Below are 16,280 nucleotides of genomic sequence, written 5' to 3' on the forward strand. Positions count from 1 at the left end.
GCGCCTGGCGCAGGCCTCTTAAGAAATGGCTACCGGGAAGATCGCCCCCAGGATCATCGCGCCGAGGATCGCTCCGCCGGTGATCGGTTTGCCCCAGATATAGAACAGCAGCGCGCCGAGCAGCGAACCGATGCCGATCGGGATCGAGGCGGTCATCGCCGACAGGATGATCAACGGCCCGAGGAAGCGGCCCGAGGAGTTGCCCGCGCCCATCATCACGTCAGCCCCGTAGGTGGAGTTGCTCTGATTGATGGTGAATTTGCGCGCCAGAATGATCACATAACCGATCGCCAGGCCGATGATCAGGCCGGTGGCCAGCGAAGCGGCGAAGTTGGCGACCGGGAACACGATGCCGGCCCCCAAAAGCAGCGCCGGTACGCCCAGCCCGACGCCGGTCTGGATCGCGCCGCCGATGTCGAGGATGCCCACCAGCGAACCTTCGATGATGCGCGCGAACAGGAAGCTGGCGCCGAACGCCGCCACAGCGCCGTACACGCCGGTATCCATCCCCGCCCGCAGCATGGAGACGAAGGCCACTTCGTTAAAGGCACCGATGCCGTACAGGTAGTACATGTGCGTCCCGGCGAACACGCCGGAGGACAGCAGGCCAACAAAAATCGGGAATGACCAGTCGGCGTACCAGAAGCCTTTTTGGGTTTGCTCTTCCATCATCCCGCTCCTTATTTACCGCTCAGGGTGTTGTGAATGGCGTCCAGCCAGCCCGGCACGCCGAGGCTGAAGGACTCGAGAACTTTCATGTCGAAGCCGCGGAAGAAGCCGCTCAGCACGAACAGCAGCACGATCACCGCCATCATGATCTTGGTGATTTTGTTCCAGCCGCTCTCTTCCACGCCTTTGCCGATCAGAATGCCCAGCACCAGGCCCGGTACGGCGTTGCCCATGATCAGCTGCGCCAGGCCGCCGAAAATGGTGCCCCAGAAGCCGGAACGGCGCCCGGCGTCGATCGCCGCCAGCCAGAAGATCACCGGCATCACGGTGTTCACCAGCAGGTTGGCCGCCGGCACCAGCACCTTGATCGCGGTGACCTGCAGCGCGGCAGGCACGGCGGAAGCGGTGGTATTGAGGAAGGCCACCACCAGCATGCCGATGATGCCGCAGGCGATGGCCATTTTTTTCGGATCGTGCAGCGTTTGCGCCAGATTGCGGTTCTTGACCATCAGGGCCGCCGCGCCCCAGTGCGGGATGATGCGGTGATCGACGTCCTGCGTGAAGGAGCCCGCCGCCACGGAAGACGCCCAGGCGTTGAAGAAGAAGCCCAGACCGAATGAGAAGTGGGAAGCCGGATCGCCCTCGCAGGAGTTCAGCTCGCCCAGGGTGCGAAACGCCCCCATGCCCTGTGTTGTCGGCGCGTGGAACATGCGTGCGGCGCCGGCCCCTACGCCAACCCCCACCAGCCCACCGATAATAATCGATTTAAATAAGATGATTAAAAACATCAGTATACCCTTTCATTTATGCTAACGTTTTTATTTCGTGACGAAGACAACCTTCTCGGTATTGATAATGGTTACGTTCACGGTTATTTCCAGAGAAACGGCATAGCTCTTTCTTTCACGCGGCAAAAAGAAGAAAAGAAATTTCTCTTTTGTTATTTTCTCTTCCGCTTTCACCACGCTGACGTCCTGCGGCTCGATGCGCAGCAGAATATTGTTGGTGGACTTTAATACCGCGCCCTGCACATTAGCCAAGGCGGAAGCAAAAGCTTTCGCTTTGCTGTCGCCTTTACCCTCCACCTTTACCGATGTGGTATATTGCTCTTTCATTATGGGTTGCCATGTTTTTTGACGTAGGCTTCCACCAGTTTCTGGCCCAGCTCTTCTTTATCCATAAAGCCGAACCCCAGCACGTTGCAGCCTTCGTTAATTGCCGTCACGCCCTCTTCCACCGAACGCATGCCGTATTTGGCTTTGTAGCCGTATTTGGTTTGCGCGGTAATCGCGCCGGCGCCGCCGCTGCCGCAAAAAGAGATGCCCAGCTGCGCGTTTTCCGCTTTCATGACGTCGCCCAGCTTCATATCCGCCGCCACGCCGGGGATAACCACCGCTTTTCCGCCTGCGTTTTCAACGCCCTGGCCGACTTTTTGCCCTTTTCCCAAACGATCGCCGATCACTACGGTAATTTGACCCATGGTATATTCTCCTGATTGAAATCGATGCGTTAACCGCTATGCGTTATTATCTTTCGCCACTTCGAAGTGCACTGAAAGCAAATAGGCTTCTTCGATAGGCAATGTGCCAAACTGATCCACCACGCGCTCCGCCATTTGCATGGACTCGGCGGAAATTTCGTCGAACAGTGATTTATCCACCTCCGGCAACGGCTCACCGGTTATTGAGCGCAGCACCATGGCGCGAATATGCGACTCCAGCATCTGTTGCTGCACCGCATTGGTATAAATATTCTCAGCATTCAGCATCGCGGTAATATCCGCCAGCACCCGAGCGGTGATCTCACCGGCTTCGCTGATATCGGATTGTTCAATTTCTTTTATCGAAGCAGATCCATCATTCACTTTTCAGTACCCCTAGATCCCACATTAATCAGTAAGCCGTAAAGCGCATCACCTGAATAACCCGCTTTCTGTGATGTCTTTACCCTACCCCCGGTAAGATTTTCTGTGGAGACCGGTTTTTTCCAGTTCGAAGTGGAAATCGAATGACGCGCGGAGATCCATTTCGCAAAACGGCGCTAAGGCGAAAAAGTAAATGAGATAACAATTACATAACCCGGCTAACGGTTTTTTTTGCCTCGATTGACGATAAAAGCCTTCGTGATCGGGATCTCTTTCTTTTCTCGCCCCAACCGCCTACTATCAATGGGACAAATCGACATTACCCACACCCCCGCTCCTCTGGCGCGGGGGTGTTGCTTTGTGTTGTTTTTCCGAATTTATGGGTGCACAGACTGGCGCCCTTTGATTTGACTGGAGAGTGGAATGACCAAACCCATCATTACTATTAATGAGCTGGATGCGGAACGCCTGGATGCGCTATTGGAACAACCGGCCTTTGCCAACACCGACGTCGCCGCCGCGCTGAACGACGAGTTGGATCGCGCGGAAATCCTGCCGCCGGAGAAAATGCCGGCCAACGTGGTGACCATGAACAGCCGCGTGCGTTTTCGCGATCTGCACACCGATGAAGAGCACGTGCGCACGCTGGTTTACCCGGCCTCGCTGAAAGACAGCCACGATCAGCTGTCGGTGATGGCGCCGCTGGGCGCAGCGCTGCTCGGCATGCACGTCGGCAAGCAGATCTCCTGGCAATTGCCGAACGGTGAAGAAGCGCGGATTGAAGTGCTGGAATTGCTGTACCAGCCGGAAGCGGCGGGCGAATACCACCGTTAAGCGGTTCTCAGGGCGGCATCCGGCCGCCCTTTCTGTTTCAGAGGCAGATAGCGATCAGCACGGCGATCAGCAGCAGCACATAGATTTTGGCATGCAGCGCATCGCTCACCTTCGGCAAACAGCGCCTGGCAAACACGATCCCCGCAATCCCCGCCACCACCAGCAGCCCCAGAATGTTCAGATTGACGTAGCCCAGATACTGCGGCCCGCTCATCTCGCGCCACCCCAACACGATATACATCAGCGCCCCGATCACCGCCACCGGGATCGACAGCGGGTTGGCGGCGCTGACGCAATACTTCATGTCATAGCCATGGCGGCGCAGCAGCGGCACGGTCATCACGCTGCCGCCCACCCCCAGCAGTGTGGCGATGCCGCCGATCAGCGGCCCGCCGCCCCACAGCGTGGCAGGGGAAAGTTCAGCGCGCGCCGGTTTGGTCAGGAACCCCCGGCGGAACAGACAGTCGGCGATGGTCACCGCCATATAGGCCACGAACAGCACGCGGATCACGCCGTCCGCCAGAAGCGAGGAGGCAAACGCGCCCAGCGCCGCGCCGATGCCGATGAAAAAGATCAGCGGCACGATGGTTTCCCGCAGCAGGTTGCCGCTGCGCCAGTTGGTCAGGGTGGCGTACCCCGCGTTGAGGATCATCACCGCCGTCGAGGTCGCCACCGCAATATGCATCGCCTGGCCGGGCTGCTCGCCTGAGGCGGAGATCAAATGGTAAACGAAAGGTACCACCACAAAGCCGCCGCCGAAGCCAAACAGAATGGTGGTGATGCCGGTCAGAAAACCGGCACCCAGAACGATTAACATTTCAATCATGGCCGTGCGCCCGCACGAAGTCGTCGAACCCGGCGCAGAACTGCCCCGCCAGCGGGTGGAAACGATCGCCGACAAACAGCCCCAGATACTGCTCGCGCACGGCGTCGTGATCCACCAGCTCAATGCCCGCCTGTTCCGCCTGCGCCAGCGTCTGCGCATCCGGGAAGCCCCAATAGCGCGAATCGCCCTGCTTTTCCGCCGCTATCGCTTCGCTCCGTTCCGCCCGCATCAGCTGGCGCGCCAGGAAGGTGCCGCTCTGCACGCCCAGCAACATCATGTTTTCCAGGAACGACAGGTCGTGGCGCAGCTCGGCGGGCAGGCGGGCGAGCACCGGGCCGGCATCCCAATGTTCGTCCATTTCATGCAGCGTCACCGCACAGTCCTTGTCACCGTTCATCATCGCGCGGAACAGCGTCATCACCCCGCGATAGCGCGGCAAGTCACCCGGATGCAGGTTCCACAGCAGCTTGCCGCGCCGGCTGAAGGCGCGCACATAGTCGGCGGAAAATTTCTGATAACAGCGCAAAGAAATCACCCCGTCCATATGACCCAGGCTGCTGATAAACGCGGCGTCATTGATGTCGAGAACGCGATGCGCTTTGACCCCGGCGGCGGCCAGGAACAGTGCCGGCGGCTGATAGGCGCCCTCACAGGCGGCGGCGTTGCGGCCAACGAACGGGAACACGAAATCGTTCAGCACCTCGCGCTCATACAGCCCCAGGCGGCGAACCGCCGGCTCCTGGGCGCAGCCGCCGCTTTTCGCCAGGGGGAAATACACCGTAAAAGCACACTCGCCTTTCAGGGCGGCGATCAGATCCTGACATACCAGCCAGGAGAAAATGTCGTTGCCGACAAAGAGCGCTACGTTTTTCATGCTTCAGCCTTCTTTGCGTTGAAAATAGGGTTGTTAAACACGATTTTGCTGATATCTCGCGTGATGGATTCCATCGCCGAGGTGTAAAAAAGGTCGCCCTTGGCGGGCGCGCCGAGCGAGTAGAGATGCTGCTCGCGGCCGCGGCGATCGGCGATTTTCAGCGTGTGCGGGTTGCACTTCACGCCGCCGAACAGGTTCTCCTGCACCACCCCGTCTTGCAGCAGTTGATGGCTCAGGCGGTTGGGCGGCAGTTGATAAGAAGGCGTGGTGCAGTTGAACAGATACTGCGCATGCACCCGCGTCTCATGGCAACGAAGGATAAATCCGTCCGCCCCCTTGCTGATATCCGCCAGGCCACCGCAGGCGCGCAGGCGTTGGCTCTCCAACGCCGCCACGATCTTGTAGGCGTTCTTGATCGGCATGGCGTGCCGATTGCGCATCCAGGAGGAGTTGTAAAAGCGCATGAAGATCTGCCGGTTGTTGGCATCCATTTTGACCCAGGCGGCGCACACCGTCGGATGGATCGCCGCCAGGTAGCTGCAGATGTGCTCCCGGGCAAAGCGCGCCCGGTCGAGGCTGTCCGCCAGATCGCGGTAGCAATCGCGCCTTTCCCCCAGCGCCGAGAGCACCGTCAATCGTTCCGGCCCCGGATAGTGACGCGCCAGCGCGGCGTTGACCGCATGCACCAGCTGATGCGCATCAATAAAATCGTTACCGGCGACAAAGCGCCGCAGCCCCTCAACAAACGCCTCCGGCGGCGGACGCATCAACGCCGGTTGCACGCTGGGGAACAGGCCCGAACGCGACAGGGCGCAGATATCGGTGGCCCCCAGGCGCTCCATCAGTTCAACGATGGCGTCGATCGCCGTCAGGCTGCAGCCGATCACGCCGATGGTTGAGTAAGGGTTGATCGGCGGCAGATCCCGGTGGGCCTGATAAGCGATCACCCCGTCCACCGGATAGAGACATTCCGGCGGGTTATGCCCCGAACACAACACCAGCGCGTTCATCTGTTCGGCGGCGCCGCAGGCGGTGGTCAGCCGATAGCCTGCCTCGTGCGGCGCAATGGCATTCACTTCGGCGGTCACGAAATTCAGCGCCACGTTGCTGTCCGCCGCCATATACATCGTCATGTCGCGAATAAAATCGAGATATTCCCGATACAGCCAACGCGGCGGATAACGATCCTGGCAAAACTGCGGGAAATGCATGGCGATCCAATCAACGAAGTGCGCGTCGTCGAAAATATCCGCCGACATATTTTCTGGCGTCATATTTAATATATGGCTGTCAAAATCGCTGCTGTATGCCATACCGCCCTTGAAGCCCTGCTTGTCGAACACCGTCAGGGAAAGCGGCCTTTTGCAATGATTAACCGACTTATTTTTTATAAAGTTATACGCAAAAGAGATGCCGGCGGCTCCGCCGCCAATCACACCGAACTTATACATGAAATATCACCTTATAGTCATTGAACTGCGCTAAGAACTATTGCTTCAGGTGTTGGAATAAAATGACGATTTATTCCTTATTAACTTCTTGTATTGCGAGAACGAAAACCTTCTTCTCACCCCGGTGTGAAAACTTGCGCGGGCTTTATGGCCGATAAAATAACGGCGCCCCGGACAAGCGTTATTTTTCTGCCCCGATAGTAGGGCGACCGCCGCTGGCTTGCTTTATATGAAAGGCCAACTATCATTGCGTTTCGGCCAACCTGCCGCCAAAGGGGACACATGCGCAACGTCCGCATTGATGACATCGACCACGTAGCGCGCGCGGTAATCGCCATCGGCACCGATTATCCGCCGGGGCATTTGCTGCCGATGCACAGCCACCGGCGCGCGCAGTTGCTGTACGGCGCCACCGGCGTCATGCACGTTTTCACGCAGCAAGGCAATTGGATCGTCCCGCCGCAGCACGCGGTGTGGCTGCCGCCACAGATGCCGCACGCGGTGAGAATGGTCGGCGTCACTACCCGCAGTCTGTACCTCGAACCGGGCGCGTTGCCCGCCGAACAGCCTCAGGTTTGCCAGGTGGTTAGCGTCACCCCGCTGATGCGCCAACTGTTGATGGCGGCGGTGGACATGCCGCTGGAGTATGAGCGGGAGGGACGCGACGGGGCGCTGGCGACGCTGCTGCTGCACGAGCTGGCCCGGCTGCAACCCTTGCCGTTGCACATCCCGCTGCCCGCCGATCCTCGGCTGGGCGAGCTGTGCCGCGCCTTTTTGCAGCACCCCGACGCCCACGACTCCGCGCAGCAATGGGCCCCTCGTCTGTACATGAGCATTCGCACCTTCAGCCGCTTCTTTCGCGCGCAGACCGGCCTGCCTTTTTCGCAATGGCGTCAGCGCGCCTGCGTGGTGCTGGCGTTGGCGCTGCTGGCCGAAGGGCGCAGCGTGACGCAGGTGGCCATGGAGATGGGATATGACAGCAGCGCGGCGTTTTCAACCATGTTTCGCCGCGTGCTGGGGCAGGCGCCCTCCTCCTATCTGACGGAAGACGGGCGCGACGGTTGACGGGTTAGCGGAATTTCTTGTGGTTGGCGTCGCGGGTCTGCTTGAAGCCCTGCGCCAGCTGCTTGGCTTCGGCGACTTTGCCCTGATTGGCCAGCGCCAGCGCCTGATCGATCTGGCCGATCAGGGTATCCAACCCGCTGCGGAAATCTTTCATCTCCGGGCTGTCGGCGGCTTTGCTCTCCAGTTTCGGCGGAGTGCCCTGCTTGGCATCCTGCGCGGCGGCGCGCATGTTCTGCAGGCTCTGTTTGAGGGTGGCGGCGGAGTCGGTATTCAGCACCGTTTTGTAGTTTTCCGCCAGGGTGTCCATATCGTCGCCCAGATCGGCGGCGGCCGCCAGCGAACTGGCCGCCAGCAGCGTCAACGCCGCCAGCGCTTTCAGGGTATTCTGCATGTTTGCTCACCTTCCAGTTATTGTTTTAGTTAACCCACCGCTACCATAGGCAAGGCCGGGCAAAATCGAAACCGGAGATTTGTAAGCAAGGTTGAGACGGGATAACGCGCGGCCGGCGGACGCCGACCGCACAGAGGATCACTGGCCGGCGATCTTCATTTCCGGCAGCAGCACCGAACCGCACTGGATATTGCTGCGGGTTTCGATATCGCTGCCGACGCTGACGATGTTGCGCAGCATGTCTTTCAGGTTGCCGGCGATGGTGATCTCGCTGACCGGGTACTGGATCTCGCCATTTTCCACCCAAAAACCGGCGGCGCCGCGAGAATAATCGCCGGTGACGCCGCTGACGCCCTGGCCCATCAATTCGGTGACCACCAGGCCGGTGCCAAGCTGTTTCAGCATGCCGGCGAAGTCTGCGCCCTGCCCGGCAATGCGCCAGTTATGGATGCCGCCGGCATGGCCGGTGCTGTGCAGGCCCAGCTTGCGCGCCGAGTAGCTGGTCATCAGCCAGGTTTGCAGCACGCCATCCTTGACGATATCGCGCCGTTGGGTGCGCACGCCCTCGCTGTCGAACGGCGTTGACGCCAGCCCTTTCAGCAGATGCGGGTGTTCCTCGACGGTCAGCCACGACGGCAGGATCTGCTTGCCGAGCGCGTCCAGCAGGAAAGTGGATTTGCGGTAGACGCTGCTGCCGCTGATGGCCCCCACCAGATGGCCGAACAGCCCGGTGGCCACTTCGGAGGCGAACAGCACCGGCGCCTTCATGGTCGACAGTTTACGCGGCGCGAGACGCGCCAGCGTGCGGCGGGCGCACTCCTGCCCCACCCACTCGGGGCTGTGCAGATCGCCCATCGCACGGCCGATGGTGTAAGCGTAATCCCGCTCCATGTCGCCGTCCTGCTCCGCAATGACGCAGCTAGACAGCGAATGACGGCTGGAACAGTAGCTTTGCAGCATGCCGTGGCTGTTGCCGAACACCTTGATGCCGTAGTGGCTGTTGAAGCTGCCGCCTTCGGTGTTGGTAATGCGTTTGTCCGCCGCCAGCGAAGCCTGCTCGGCGCGCTCCGCCAGCTCGATGCCGCGCTCGGCGTCCAGCTCGGTCGGGTGGAACAGATCGAGATCCGGCGCCTCAAACGCCAACAAATCTTTCTCCGCCGGGCCGGCGCAGGGATCTTCAGAGGTGTAACGCGCGATGTCCAGCGCCGCCTGTACGGTGCGGGCGATGGCATCCGGGCTGAGATCGGTGGAAGAGGCGCTGCCTTTACGCTGACGGTGATACACGGTGATGCCCAGCGCGCCATCGCTATTGAACTCGACGTTTTCCACCTCGCCGAAGCGGGTGCTGACGCTGATACCAGTCGATTTGGTGACCGCGACTTCCGCCGCGTCGGAACCGGCGCGTGCCAGCTCCAGAGCCTGAGAAACGGCCTGTTCCAGCGCCTTGCGCTGTTCTGCAACTTGAGTGACTACTTTCATCAATCTGCCATAATTAATCAGAAAATCGTTGAGAAAAGTGCCGGAGCGGCGTAGTTGTGCACGCGGGGCGGCGCGCAAAAATCCTGAGATCTCTGCCGTTGAGTCTAACAGGAACCGCGTTGAATTTCGCATAAAGCCGGCAACCTGTTAGGATTAGCCTCTTTTTAACGGAGCCTACCATGAACAAACAGCCTGAAGACTGGCTCGACGATGTCCCGGAGAATGAAAACGAGGACGATGACGAGATTATCTGGGTCAGTAAAAGTGAAATTAAACGTGATGCCGAAGCGCTGAAAGACCTGGGGGCCGAAATGGTCGATCTGGGCAAAAACGCGCTGGATCGCATTCCGTTGGACGAAGATTTGCGCACCGCCATCGAGCTGGCGCAGAAGATCAAGAAAGAAGGCCGTCGCCGTCAGCTGCAGCTGATCGGCAAGATGCTGCGCGCCCGCGATATCGAGCCGATCCAGACCGCGCTCGACAAGCTGAAAAACCGCCACAACCAACAGGTTTCGCTGTTCCATAAGCTGGAAGCGCTGCGCGACCGCCTGGTGGAAGAAGGCGATGACGTCATTCCGTCGATTCTGGATCTGTATCCGGCCGCCGATCGTCAACAGCTGCGTTCACTGGTGCGCAATGCGCAGAAAGAGAAGGCCGCCAACAAGCCGCCTAAGGCTTACCGCCAGATCTTCCAATACCTGCGCGAGCTGGCCGAAGCGGCTGACTAAACGCCGCCGCCATCCCGGGATGAACCCGTTTCATCCCCGGTGATGCGCCGGTTCACCGCTGCTTTCGCGGATATTGAAACGCAGGCTGCCTTCCAGCTCTTCTTCCGCTTCTTCAAACAGCAGAATGATCGCGCCAAAACGACGTTTACTGCGGGCATTGAGGTGGGTGAACTCGATTTCCACCGGCAGACCGATATCGCCGGTCACCACGTCCCACAGCGCGTCGAGGTTGGCGCCAAACCCCTCGTCCAGCGCAAACTTATGCGCGAAATCGCGGTAGAAGGCCGGCACATCCTGGATCTGCTCAAAATCAAACTCTACTTTTGCCATCAAACTCACTCCACACGAATGAAGTTTTTGTAATGGTCACGCGAGACGAAGATCAGACCGTCGCTCGAATACAGCAGGCGATCGGCGCCGCGCCGGCCACACTGGTAATTGATGTCCGCTTCACGCCAGACCCGGCCGCCGGCGCTCGGCAGTTGCCCTTCACGGTTAGAAAATCGATCGCCGCCAATCGCCTTGCCCGGCAATACCGAACAGAGGTTGCCTGAACGCGGGTCCCAGCCCTGCTCGCGCGCCTGCTTCTTGGTGATGTAATAATCCGGCAGCCGCTGATGCTGCTGCAGGTAACTCACCACCGTTTGCTGCTGCGTGAGCCGATCGATGCTCTGTTGCTGCCCCGCCGGCGCTTGCACCACCGTCGCATTGCCGCCGATCGCACGGTGCTCGTTGCCGCGCAACGCGCTGAAGACGGCGATGACCACGGCGATGACAATCGCCAACAGAATCCGCTTGTTCATGACATTCCCTGAAATTATGCCGCCGGAGGCGCCGCAGCTCCCCCAGGCTAGTTAGGTATATAGTCGACCTGGATGAAACTAAGATGACCGACACGTTGCGTTTTCGCGGCGGTGAGGGTTTCATCCATTCATGTCAATGATGCCACTTTCCAGCCGTTCTGGCACTCGGAGTCTCTCTGAAAACGAGCCGCCTGCTCTGAGACGGCCCGCCGAACAACGACTGCTTACAGTATAGTCAGGGAAGGCGCCGCACAGCGCGGCGCAACAGGAGGGAACGCATCAATCGATCAAGGCGTGGCGATAGCGGTGCAGCATGTCGGCCAGGCGTTTCACCGGCCCGGTGACGCTGAGCGGCGCCTGATTGTCGACCAGCTTCTGTTGGTACTCGTTCATTTCGCCCAGCAAGCGATCGTAGTAGTAGGCGCGCTTGACGTCGTTCTTGGCGGAGACCACCCGATCGGCGGTGCTGCGGATCTGGCGGTGGAAGGCCGACAGCTCTTCGCTGGCCGGAATTTCCGCTCGCTGCATGCGCTGGTGGGCGATGATCAGGTTCAGCGCCAGACGATACTTGGCGATGTCGTTCGGGAACATCATCAGCAGCTGATTAAGCTGCTGATACAGCGCGGGCAGGTGGTTTTGCCGACGGCGCGCCGCCTTGGTGGTCAGCGCCGACACCGCGCTGCTGACGAACTGGTTGAGCAACGTGCGGCCGGTGCGTTCGCGCGAATTATCGCGGATCAGCAGCAGCACCATCAGCCCGACGCAGCTGCCGAGGAACTGGCCCAGCGCCCCGTCAAGAAACTGGGTCACGTTGAACTCCATCGGGTTGCTCAGCACCAGAATGTTGATGGTCCCCGCCAACAGCCCCAGCGAACCGAGCCGCCGCTTCTGCACCTCGATGCCGATGAAAAACGCCAGCAGGCCAAGGCTGAGACACAGCAGCAAAATGCTCTGCTGGGTCGCCGGCAGGATCACCATGAAGAACAGAGAACCGACCGGGATTGCCGCCAGCATGCCCAGCACGAAATCCATCGCCACCATGCGCGGCGCCGGGGTGCGCATCGCCAGCGAGGTGATCACCGCAATGATCACCATAAAACCGCTGCCGGACGTCCAGCCGGTCCACAGCCACAGCAGGCAGCCGAAGGCCGTCGCCACAAAGGTGCGCAGACCGTTGATCATCGCGTGATGCCCTTCCGCCGAGGTCGGCTTGACCACGGTTTCGTTGCTCAAGACGCCCTCTTCCACCGCGCTGATGCTGCAGTTGGTGTGCACGCCTTTCGACAGCAGCAGGTAGCGCGTCGCCGCGCCGACCCAGCCGGTGATGGTCGGCAGCGTTTCCTCGGAGCGATGCGTGGTCAGCACCTGACGCAACAGCTTCATGCGCTTGTGGATCTCCTGCGGGGTCTCCGCCGGAACCATCAGCTGTTCCCGCAAACTTTCTTTCAGCGCCTGCGGGTGATTCAACAAGATCAGATAGGTTTCACAGGCCTGGGTGATCAGCGTCAGCGACAGGGTATGCAGCGCTTTCACCCGTCGGTTGACCTTCTGCCAGCGCGAGGATTCCATCATCAGGTTGTTGCGCATGCCGTCCAGCGCCGTGGTGCTCTTCACCAGATTGCTCCAGGCGCGGTCGATGTCCTCTTTATCGGCATGGCTGATGCACATCTGCATCAGGCGGTATTGATCCACCAGCAGCTTATCCACCGCCCGATCGATGTCCTGCTTGATCGAACGCGGCGAAAACAGCAGATCGGCCAACACGGCGCTGACGATCCCCAGCACGATCTCGCTGCAACGCTCGATGGCGAACTGCGGCGCTTCCAGCAGGTGGGCCTCGCTGGTGGCGACCGTCACGATGATGATCAGCGCGGTATAGCCGGCCAGCCCCCAGGCGTAGGAGTTCTCCACCTTGATAAGCGAAGAGAGCCAGGTGCAGAAACCGGCCCACATGCAGCACAGCATCAGCATCACTACCGGCGCGCGGGCGGTGGTGATGATGATGAGCAGGCCGACGAAGCAGCCGATAAAGGTGCCGATGATGCGCAGCCAGCCGCGATGGCGAATGGCGCCGGAGAAGGGTTCACCGCCGGCGGCAAAGGCCGGGCCGGCGGCGACGATGGCGGCGGTCATCGCCGACCAGCGCGGGGTTTCCAGATTAAGATGGAAGCCGACGAACAGCGCAAACACAATCGCGAAGCTGAGTTTGAAGGCAAATCTCAGCCGGATAAAGGTTGGGCTGCTCATTAGCCGAACTCACGCAGCCGGTGCATCAGGCGCACAAAAGGCGAGCCGCTGTCGGCATTGCGATCGTTCTTGCCGACGATCACCACGGTGGCGGTGGTGCCGGCCGGGTACGGATGCTGTTGGTCCTTGGCGTCCAGCAGGATCTTCACCGGCACGCGCTGCGCCAGGCGCACCCACTCCAGGTTGCTGTCGATCGAGGCCAACCCTTTGTTGTTCACCGTGCTGCTGCTGTTGTTCACCGCCGCCGCCACGCTATCGACGGTGCCGTGCATGATGCGGTTGCTGCCGAGCGGGGTAATCTCCGCGCGATCGCCCTTATTCAGGCCGTTCAGCTTGGTCTCTTCCAGGTACGCCAGGATGTAGAAGGAATCTTTCTTCACCAGCGCCACCGCGACCGACCCGCGGGTGATGTATTCACCGGCGTGTACGTTGAGGTTGGTGATCCAGCCATCGGCCGGGGCGCGCACCGTGGTGCGCTCCAGATCCAACTGCGCCAGCTCGCGAGCCGCAATGGCCTTCGCCAGCTGGTGCTGCACGGTCTGCAGCGAGTTGTTCGACTGGTCAATCTCTTCCTGCGACATCGCCTGCACGCCCAACTTCACGCGGCGGCCGGCCTCACGCCGTTTTTCCGCCGCCAGCGTCTGATAGTAGGCGACGTCGGCGCCGGCTTCCGCCAAGGCCTGCTCATAACGCGGCCGATCGACCACGAACAGCACCTGGCCTTTCTTGACCAGTTGGTTGTCCACCACCGGCACGTCGGTCAGCAGGCCGCTGACGTCCGGCGCGATCGCCACCACGTCGGCGGTAAACTTGGCGTCACGCGTCCACGGCGACTCGGTGTAGAACACCCAGGCCTTGAATACCGCGGCAATGCCCAGCAGCACAAGAATCAAAGTGATCGCGATTCGGGTTATTTTTATCGAAAAATTTTTCACAGCGACCTCAAACAAAAAGACACGAAATCAGATAAAACAAGCAGCAATACAGCGCGGTATTAAACAGCGCCGGATGCCAGACAAAATCGTAAATCCCCGTCGGCTGCAGCAGGCGGCGCAAGAGAAAAAACAGCGCCAGCGACACCAGCAGCTCGAAAAACACCGGCGGAAACGACAGTCCGAAGATGACCATAACCGGAAGCAAACTCATCACTTTTTCCTTATTGTTCACTGCGCCGGGGAAAGACAGGTCTCGCCATTCACATTCTCTTTACATTTTAGCGTGCGCGCGCCACAAATCTTGACCAGGCAGCTTGTCCAGGTCACGAACCCGAAAAAAGGTTAAACTTTGGGGCAGACATCCACGACAGGGATTGCGAGGGTGCCGGAGGAGCGGCAGGATGACGTCGCCGCTCGCTCTCGCACGTTGGTGAGGTCTATTCACCCGACCACGTTATATTAGCCTGCTTACTATCAAGGCATCAACAATCTGTGATCTAAATCACTTTTAAGCCAGAGTGAATAATGGAAAGATTAAAACGCATGTCGGTATTCGCCAAAGTGGTTGAGTTCGGGTCGTTTACCGCGGCCGCGCGCCAACTCGACATGAGCGTTTCATCGATCAGCCAAACCGTCTCGAAACTGGAAAATGAGCTGCAGGTCAAGCTGTTGAACCGCAGCACGCGCAGCATCGGCCTGACCGAGGCCGGCAAGATTTACTATCAGGGCTGCCGACGCATGCTGCAGGAAGTCAGCGAAGTGCATGAGCAGCTGTACGCGTTTAACAATACGCCCGCCGGCACGCTGCGCATCGGCAGCTCGTCCACCATGGCGCAAAACGTGCTGGCGAACATGACCGCCGAGATGATGAAAGAGTACCCGGGTCTGACGGTCAACCTGGTGACCGGTATACCGGCGCCGGATCTGATCACCGACGGTCTGGATCTGGTGATCCGCACCGGCGCGCTGCAAGACTCGAGTCTGTTCTCGCGCCGCCTGGGGCAGATGCCGATGGTGGTGTGCGCCGCCAAAAGCTACCTGAGCCAGCACGGCACGCCGCAGAAGCCGAGCGACATGGTCAACTTTTCCTGGCTGGAGTACAGCGTGCGGCCCGACAGCGAATTCGAACTGATGTCGCCGGAAGGCATCACCACGCGCATTTCCCCGCAGGGGCGCTTCGTCACCAACGACTCCTCCACCATGATCCGTTGGCTGAAAAACGGCGCCGGCATCGCCTACGCCCCGCTGATGTGGGTGATCGAAGAGATCAAACGCGGCGAGATCGAGATCCTGTTCAAAAGCTACCATTCGGATCCGCGGCCGATCTACGCGCTCTATACCGAGAAGGACAAACTGCCGCTGAAGGTACAGGTGTGCATCAACTATTTAACCGACTATTTCGAACGCGTAGCGGCGGTCTATCAGGGTTATCGCTGAGCAGCGCTTAAATAGCGGCGCGCCAGCGCGGCCAGCAGCATCAGCGCCAACATGCCGATGCCCCACAGCAGCCAGACGGCGTAGCCCGCCCAGGCCAGCAGCAGAGGAAAATAGCTCGCCAGCCCGCTGCCCAGCTGTTTCAGCCACGGCAGCCAAGTGTCCAACACCGTCTGCGGCACCAGGCTCAGCGCACCGTTCACCGGCAACGTTGCGTTTCCGGCCGCCTCCGCCAACGTCGGCAGCCAGGTCAGCAGGCCGGATACGCCCCAGGCCAGCAACGTCCACAGCGCCATGGCGCCGAGCAGCAGCGCGACCGTCCAGCCGCCCCGATTCACGGCACACCGCCGCCGCACTGCGGACAAAAGCGGCTGCCCGGCGGCAACGGCGCGGCGCACTGTCCGCAGGTGGCGCTCACCGCAGCAAACGGCTGGCCGCAGCGGTGACAATAACGCGCGCCCGGCTTATTCACGGCCCGGCATTCCGGGCACTGCGGCCCCTGTTCGCCATGCTGGCTATAGCGGTTGCCATGGTGGCCACCGCCGTGGCCCGCGCGCCGATGACCGCCGTTAATACCGCCTTGCCCCAACAACCTTTTCAGTAAGCTCATCCCGCCTCTCCTCTGTGCATTCACGCTGAAGCTCACTGTAAACCCTGGAGTAAACTCCAGGGTAAAGCCC

Annotated in this window: 21 protein-coding genes; 4 read left to right on the forward strand and 17 right to left on the reverse strand. The window is 60.0% G+C overall.

The window, feature by feature from the left end; all coding sequences use genetic code 11:
- Positions 1–18 precede the first annotated feature (18 nt).
- From ACJ8M3_RS17790 to ACJ8M3_RS17810, 5 genes are read right to left on the reverse strand one after another with little or no spacing between them, the layout of a single operon-like run.
- Complete coding sequence (locus ACJ8M3_RS17790; protein ID WP_004937013.1) at positions 19–669, reverse strand: DUF4310 family protein; 651 nt, start codon at positions 667–669, stop codon at positions 19–21.
- A gap of 11 nt (positions 670–680) precedes the next feature.
- The gene (locus tag ACJ8M3_RS17795) at positions 681–1,457 is read right to left on the reverse strand and encodes a DUF4311 domain-containing protein (RefSeq protein ID WP_004937006.1); all 777 of its coding nucleotides are present in this window, start codon (positions 1,455–1,457) and stop codon (positions 681–683) included.
- Between the two features lie 30 nt (positions 1,458–1,487).
- Positions 1,488–1,784 carry a DUF4312 family protein gene (locus ACJ8M3_RS17800; protein ID WP_004937003.1) on the reverse strand — a complete coding sequence of 99 codons (297 nt, stop codon included), beginning with the start codon at positions 1,782–1,784 and terminating at the stop codon, positions 1,488–1,490.
- Entirely contained in the window at positions 1,784–2,149 is a 366-nt protein-coding gene (locus ACJ8M3_RS17805) for a glycine-rich SFCGS family protein (RefSeq protein WP_004937000.1), read from the reverse strand. Before ACJ8M3_RS17805 ends, ACJ8M3_RS17800 begins: the two co-directional genes overlap by 1 nt.
- Positions 2,150–2,185: 36 nt before the next feature.
- Positions 2,186–2,512 carry a glycine dehydrogenase gene (locus ACJ8M3_RS17810; RefSeq protein WP_089192640.1) on the reverse strand — a complete coding sequence of 109 codons (327 nt, stop codon included), beginning with the start codon at positions 2,510–2,512 and terminating at the stop codon, positions 2,186–2,188.
- A gap of 444 nt (positions 2,513–2,956) precedes the next feature.
- Here ACJ8M3_RS17810 and rnk point away from each other — a divergent pair, with 444 nt between their 5' ends.
- Positions 2,957–3,367, forward strand: a complete 411-nt coding sequence (gene rnk / locus ACJ8M3_RS17815) for a nucleoside diphosphate kinase regulator (RefSeq protein ID WP_004936993.1) — start codon at positions 2,957–2,959, stop codon at positions 3,365–3,367.
- A gap of 37 nt (positions 3,368–3,404) precedes the next feature.
- Here the strand turns inward: rnk and ACJ8M3_RS17820 are convergent, their stop codons facing one another.
- Genes ACJ8M3_RS17820 through ACJ8M3_RS17830 form a run of 3 tightly spaced genes read right to left on the reverse strand, consistent with a single transcriptional unit; the run spans position 3,405 to position 6,518 of the window.
- Entirely contained in the window at positions 3,405–4,193 is a 789-nt protein-coding gene (locus ACJ8M3_RS17820) for a sulfite exporter TauE/SafE family protein (RefSeq protein ID WP_033644477.1), read from the reverse strand.
- Complete coding sequence (locus ACJ8M3_RS17825) at positions 4,186–5,067, reverse strand: formyltransferase family protein (protein ID WP_089197496.1); 882 nt, start codon at positions 5,065–5,067, stop codon at positions 4,186–4,188. The genes ACJ8M3_RS17820 and ACJ8M3_RS17825 overlap by 8 nt, the downstream gene beginning before the upstream one ends.
- A complete protein-coding gene (locus ACJ8M3_RS17830; RefSeq protein WP_089195224.1) occupies positions 5,064–6,518 on the reverse strand; it encodes an FAD/NAD(P)-binding protein in 1,455 nt (484 codons plus the stop codon). Before ACJ8M3_RS17830 ends, ACJ8M3_RS17825 begins: the two co-directional genes overlap by 4 nt.
- 282 nt (positions 6,519–6,800) lie before the next feature.
- On the opposite strand from ACJ8M3_RS17830, the gene ACJ8M3_RS17835 reads away from it, so the two are divergent.
- Positions 6,801–7,583: an AraC family transcriptional regulator gene (locus ACJ8M3_RS17835; protein ID WP_033644472.1), complete on the forward strand. Its 783-nt coding sequence runs from the start codon at positions 6,801–6,803 to the stop codon at positions 7,581–7,583.
- Between the two features lie 4 nt (positions 7,584–7,587).
- On the opposite strand, the gene cybC is transcribed toward ACJ8M3_RS17835, so the two are convergent.
- Positions 7,588–7,974: a cytochrome b562 gene (cybC, locus tag ACJ8M3_RS17840; protein ID WP_033644470.1), complete on the reverse strand. Its 387-nt coding sequence runs from the start codon at positions 7,972–7,974 to the stop codon at positions 7,588–7,590.
- A gap of 138 nt (positions 7,975–8,112) precedes the next feature.
- Positions 8,113–9,453, reverse strand: a complete 1,341-nt coding sequence (pmbA, locus tag ACJ8M3_RS17845; protein ID WP_442514713.1) for a metalloprotease PmbA — start codon at positions 9,451–9,453, stop codon at positions 8,113–8,115.
- 179 nt (positions 9,454–9,632) lie between these two features.
- Here pmbA and yjgA point away from each other — a divergent pair, with 179 nt between their 5' ends.
- On the forward strand, positions 9,633–10,181 hold the full coding sequence (gene yjgA / locus ACJ8M3_RS17850) for a ribosome biogenesis factor YjgA (protein ID WP_442514714.1): 549 nt from the start codon (positions 9,633–9,635) through the stop codon (positions 10,179–10,181).
- Positions 10,182–10,211: 30 nt separating this feature from the next.
- Here yjgA and ACJ8M3_RS17855 read toward each other — a convergent pair whose 3' ends face one another.
- The 5 genes from ACJ8M3_RS17855 to aaeX all read right to left on the reverse strand — a co-directional run bounded on the left by ACJ8M3_RS17855 (position 10,212) and on the right by aaeX (position 14,377).
- Entirely contained in the window at positions 10,212–10,511 is a 300-nt protein-coding gene (locus ACJ8M3_RS17855; RefSeq protein WP_033644909.1) for a barstar family protein, read from the reverse strand.
- Between the two features lie 5 nt (positions 10,512–10,516).
- The gene (locus tag ACJ8M3_RS17860) at positions 10,517–10,984 is read right to left on the reverse strand and encodes a ribonuclease (protein WP_046687882.1); all 468 of its coding nucleotides are present in this window, start codon (positions 10,982–10,984) and stop codon (positions 10,517–10,519) included.
- Between the two features lie 279 nt (positions 10,985–11,263).
- Positions 11,264–13,231 carry a p-hydroxybenzoic acid efflux pump subunit AaeB gene (gene aaeB / locus ACJ8M3_RS17865; RefSeq protein ID WP_033644464.1) on the reverse strand — a complete coding sequence of 656 codons (1,968 nt, stop codon included), beginning with the start codon at positions 13,229–13,231 and terminating at the stop codon, positions 11,264–11,266.
- A complete protein-coding gene (gene aaeA, locus ACJ8M3_RS17870) occupies positions 13,231–14,166 on the reverse strand; it encodes a p-hydroxybenzoic acid efflux pump subunit AaeA (protein ID WP_033644462.1) in 936 nt (311 codons plus the stop codon). Before aaeA ends, aaeB begins: the two co-directional genes overlap by 1 nt.
- A gap of 7 nt (positions 14,167–14,173) precedes the next feature.
- The gene (gene aaeX / locus ACJ8M3_RS17875) at positions 14,174–14,377 is read right to left on the reverse strand and encodes a p-hydroxybenzoic acid efflux pump operon protein AaeX (RefSeq protein ID WP_004936952.1); all 204 of its coding nucleotides are present in this window, start codon (positions 14,375–14,377) and stop codon (positions 14,174–14,176) included.
- Between the two features lie 314 nt (positions 14,378–14,691).
- Here aaeX and aaeR point away from each other — a divergent pair, with 314 nt between their 5' ends.
- Positions 14,692–15,603, forward strand: coding sequence for an HTH-type transcriptional activator AaeR (aaeR, locus tag ACJ8M3_RS17880; RefSeq protein WP_004936950.1), 912 nt, complete (start codon positions 14,692–14,694; stop codon positions 15,601–15,603).
- On the opposite strand, the gene ACJ8M3_RS17885 is transcribed toward aaeR, so the two are convergent.
- Together ACJ8M3_RS17885 and ACJ8M3_RS17890 are read right to left on the reverse strand one after the other, a co-directional pair.
- Positions 15,594–15,938 (reverse strand): hypothetical protein, encoded by a 345-nt coding sequence (locus tag ACJ8M3_RS17885; RefSeq protein WP_033644460.1) that lies wholly within the window; start codon positions 15,936–15,938, stop codon positions 15,594–15,596. The two genes, aaeR and ACJ8M3_RS17885, sit on opposite strands and share 10 nt — an antisense overlap.
- Positions 15,935–16,210 (reverse strand): zinc ribbon domain-containing protein, encoded by a 276-nt coding sequence (locus ACJ8M3_RS17890; RefSeq protein WP_033644459.1) that lies wholly within the window; start codon positions 16,208–16,210, stop codon positions 15,935–15,937. The genes ACJ8M3_RS17885 and ACJ8M3_RS17890 overlap by 4 nt, the downstream gene beginning before the upstream one ends.
- Positions 16,211–16,280 lie beyond the last annotated feature (70 nt).

Origin of the sequence: Serratia sp. CY55921, assembly GCF_052167655.1 — a bacterium.
Lineage (GTDB): Bacteria > Pseudomonadota > Gammaproteobacteria > Enterobacterales > Enterobacteriaceae > Serratia > Serratia ureilytica.

Coding starts and splice junctions, on each gene's coding strand:
- aaeB (WP_033644464.1), bottom strand. CDS start 13,231: ATGAGCAGCCCAACCTTTATCCGGCTGAGATTTGCCTTCAAACTCAGC.
- ACJ8M3_RS17800 (WP_004937003.1), bottom strand. CDS start 1,784: ATGAAAGAGCAATATACCACATCGGTAAAGGTGGAGGGTAAAGGCGAC.
- ACJ8M3_RS17805 (WP_004937000.1), bottom strand. CDS start 2,149: ATGGGTCAAATTACCGTAGTGATCGGCGATCGTTTGGGAAAAGGGCAA.
- ACJ8M3_RS17860 (WP_046687882.1), bottom strand. CDS start 10,984: ATGAACAAGCGGATTCTGTTGGCGATTGTCATCGCCGTGGTCATCGCC.
- ACJ8M3_RS17890 (WP_033644459.1), bottom strand. CDS start 16,210: ATGAGCTTACTGAAAAGGTTGTTGGGGCAAGGCGGTATTAACGGCGGT.
- pmbA (WP_442514713.1), bottom strand. CDS start 9,453: ATGAAAGTAGTCACTCAAGTTGCAGAACAGCGCAAGGCGCTGGAACAG.
- cybC (WP_033644470.1), bottom strand. CDS start 7,974: ATGCAGAATACCCTGAAAGCGCTGGCGGCGTTGACGCTGCTGGCGGCC.
- ACJ8M3_RS17855 (WP_033644909.1), bottom strand. CDS start 10,511: ATGGCAAAAGTAGAGTTTGATTTTGAGCAGATCCAGGATGTGCCGGCC.
- aaeR (WP_004936950.1), top strand. CDS start 14,692: ATGGAAAGATTAAAACGCATGTCGGTATTCGCCAAAGTGGTTGAGTTC.
- yjgA (WP_442514714.1), top strand. CDS start 9,633: ATGAACAAACAGCCTGAAGACTGGCTCGACGATGTCCCGGAGAATGAA.
- ACJ8M3_RS17830 (WP_089195224.1), bottom strand. CDS start 6,518: ATGTATAAGTTCGGTGTGATTGGCGGCGGAGCCGCCGGCATCTCTTTT.
- ACJ8M3_RS17795 (WP_004937006.1), bottom strand. CDS start 1,457: ATGTTTTTAATCATCTTATTTAAATCGATTATTATCGGTGGGCTGGTG.
- ACJ8M3_RS17790 (WP_004937013.1), bottom strand. CDS start 669: ATGGAAGAGCAAACCCAAAAAGGCTTCTGGTACGCCGACTGGTCATTC.
- aaeX (WP_004936952.1), bottom strand. CDS start 14,377: ATGAGTTTGCTTCCGGTTATGGTCATCTTCGGACTGTCGTTTCCGCCG.
- ACJ8M3_RS17820 (WP_033644477.1), bottom strand. CDS start 4,193: ATGATTGAAATGTTAATCGTTCTGGGTGCCGGTTTTCTGACCGGCATC.
- ACJ8M3_RS17825 (WP_089197496.1), bottom strand. CDS start 5,067: ATGAAAAACGTAGCGCTCTTTGTCGGCAACGACATTTTCTCCTGGCTG.
- ACJ8M3_RS17835 (WP_033644472.1), top strand. CDS start 6,801: ATGCGCAACGTCCGCATTGATGACATCGACCACGTAGCGCGCGCGGTA.
- rnk (WP_004936993.1), top strand. CDS start 2,957: ATGACCAAACCCATCATTACTATTAATGAGCTGGATGCGGAACGCCTG.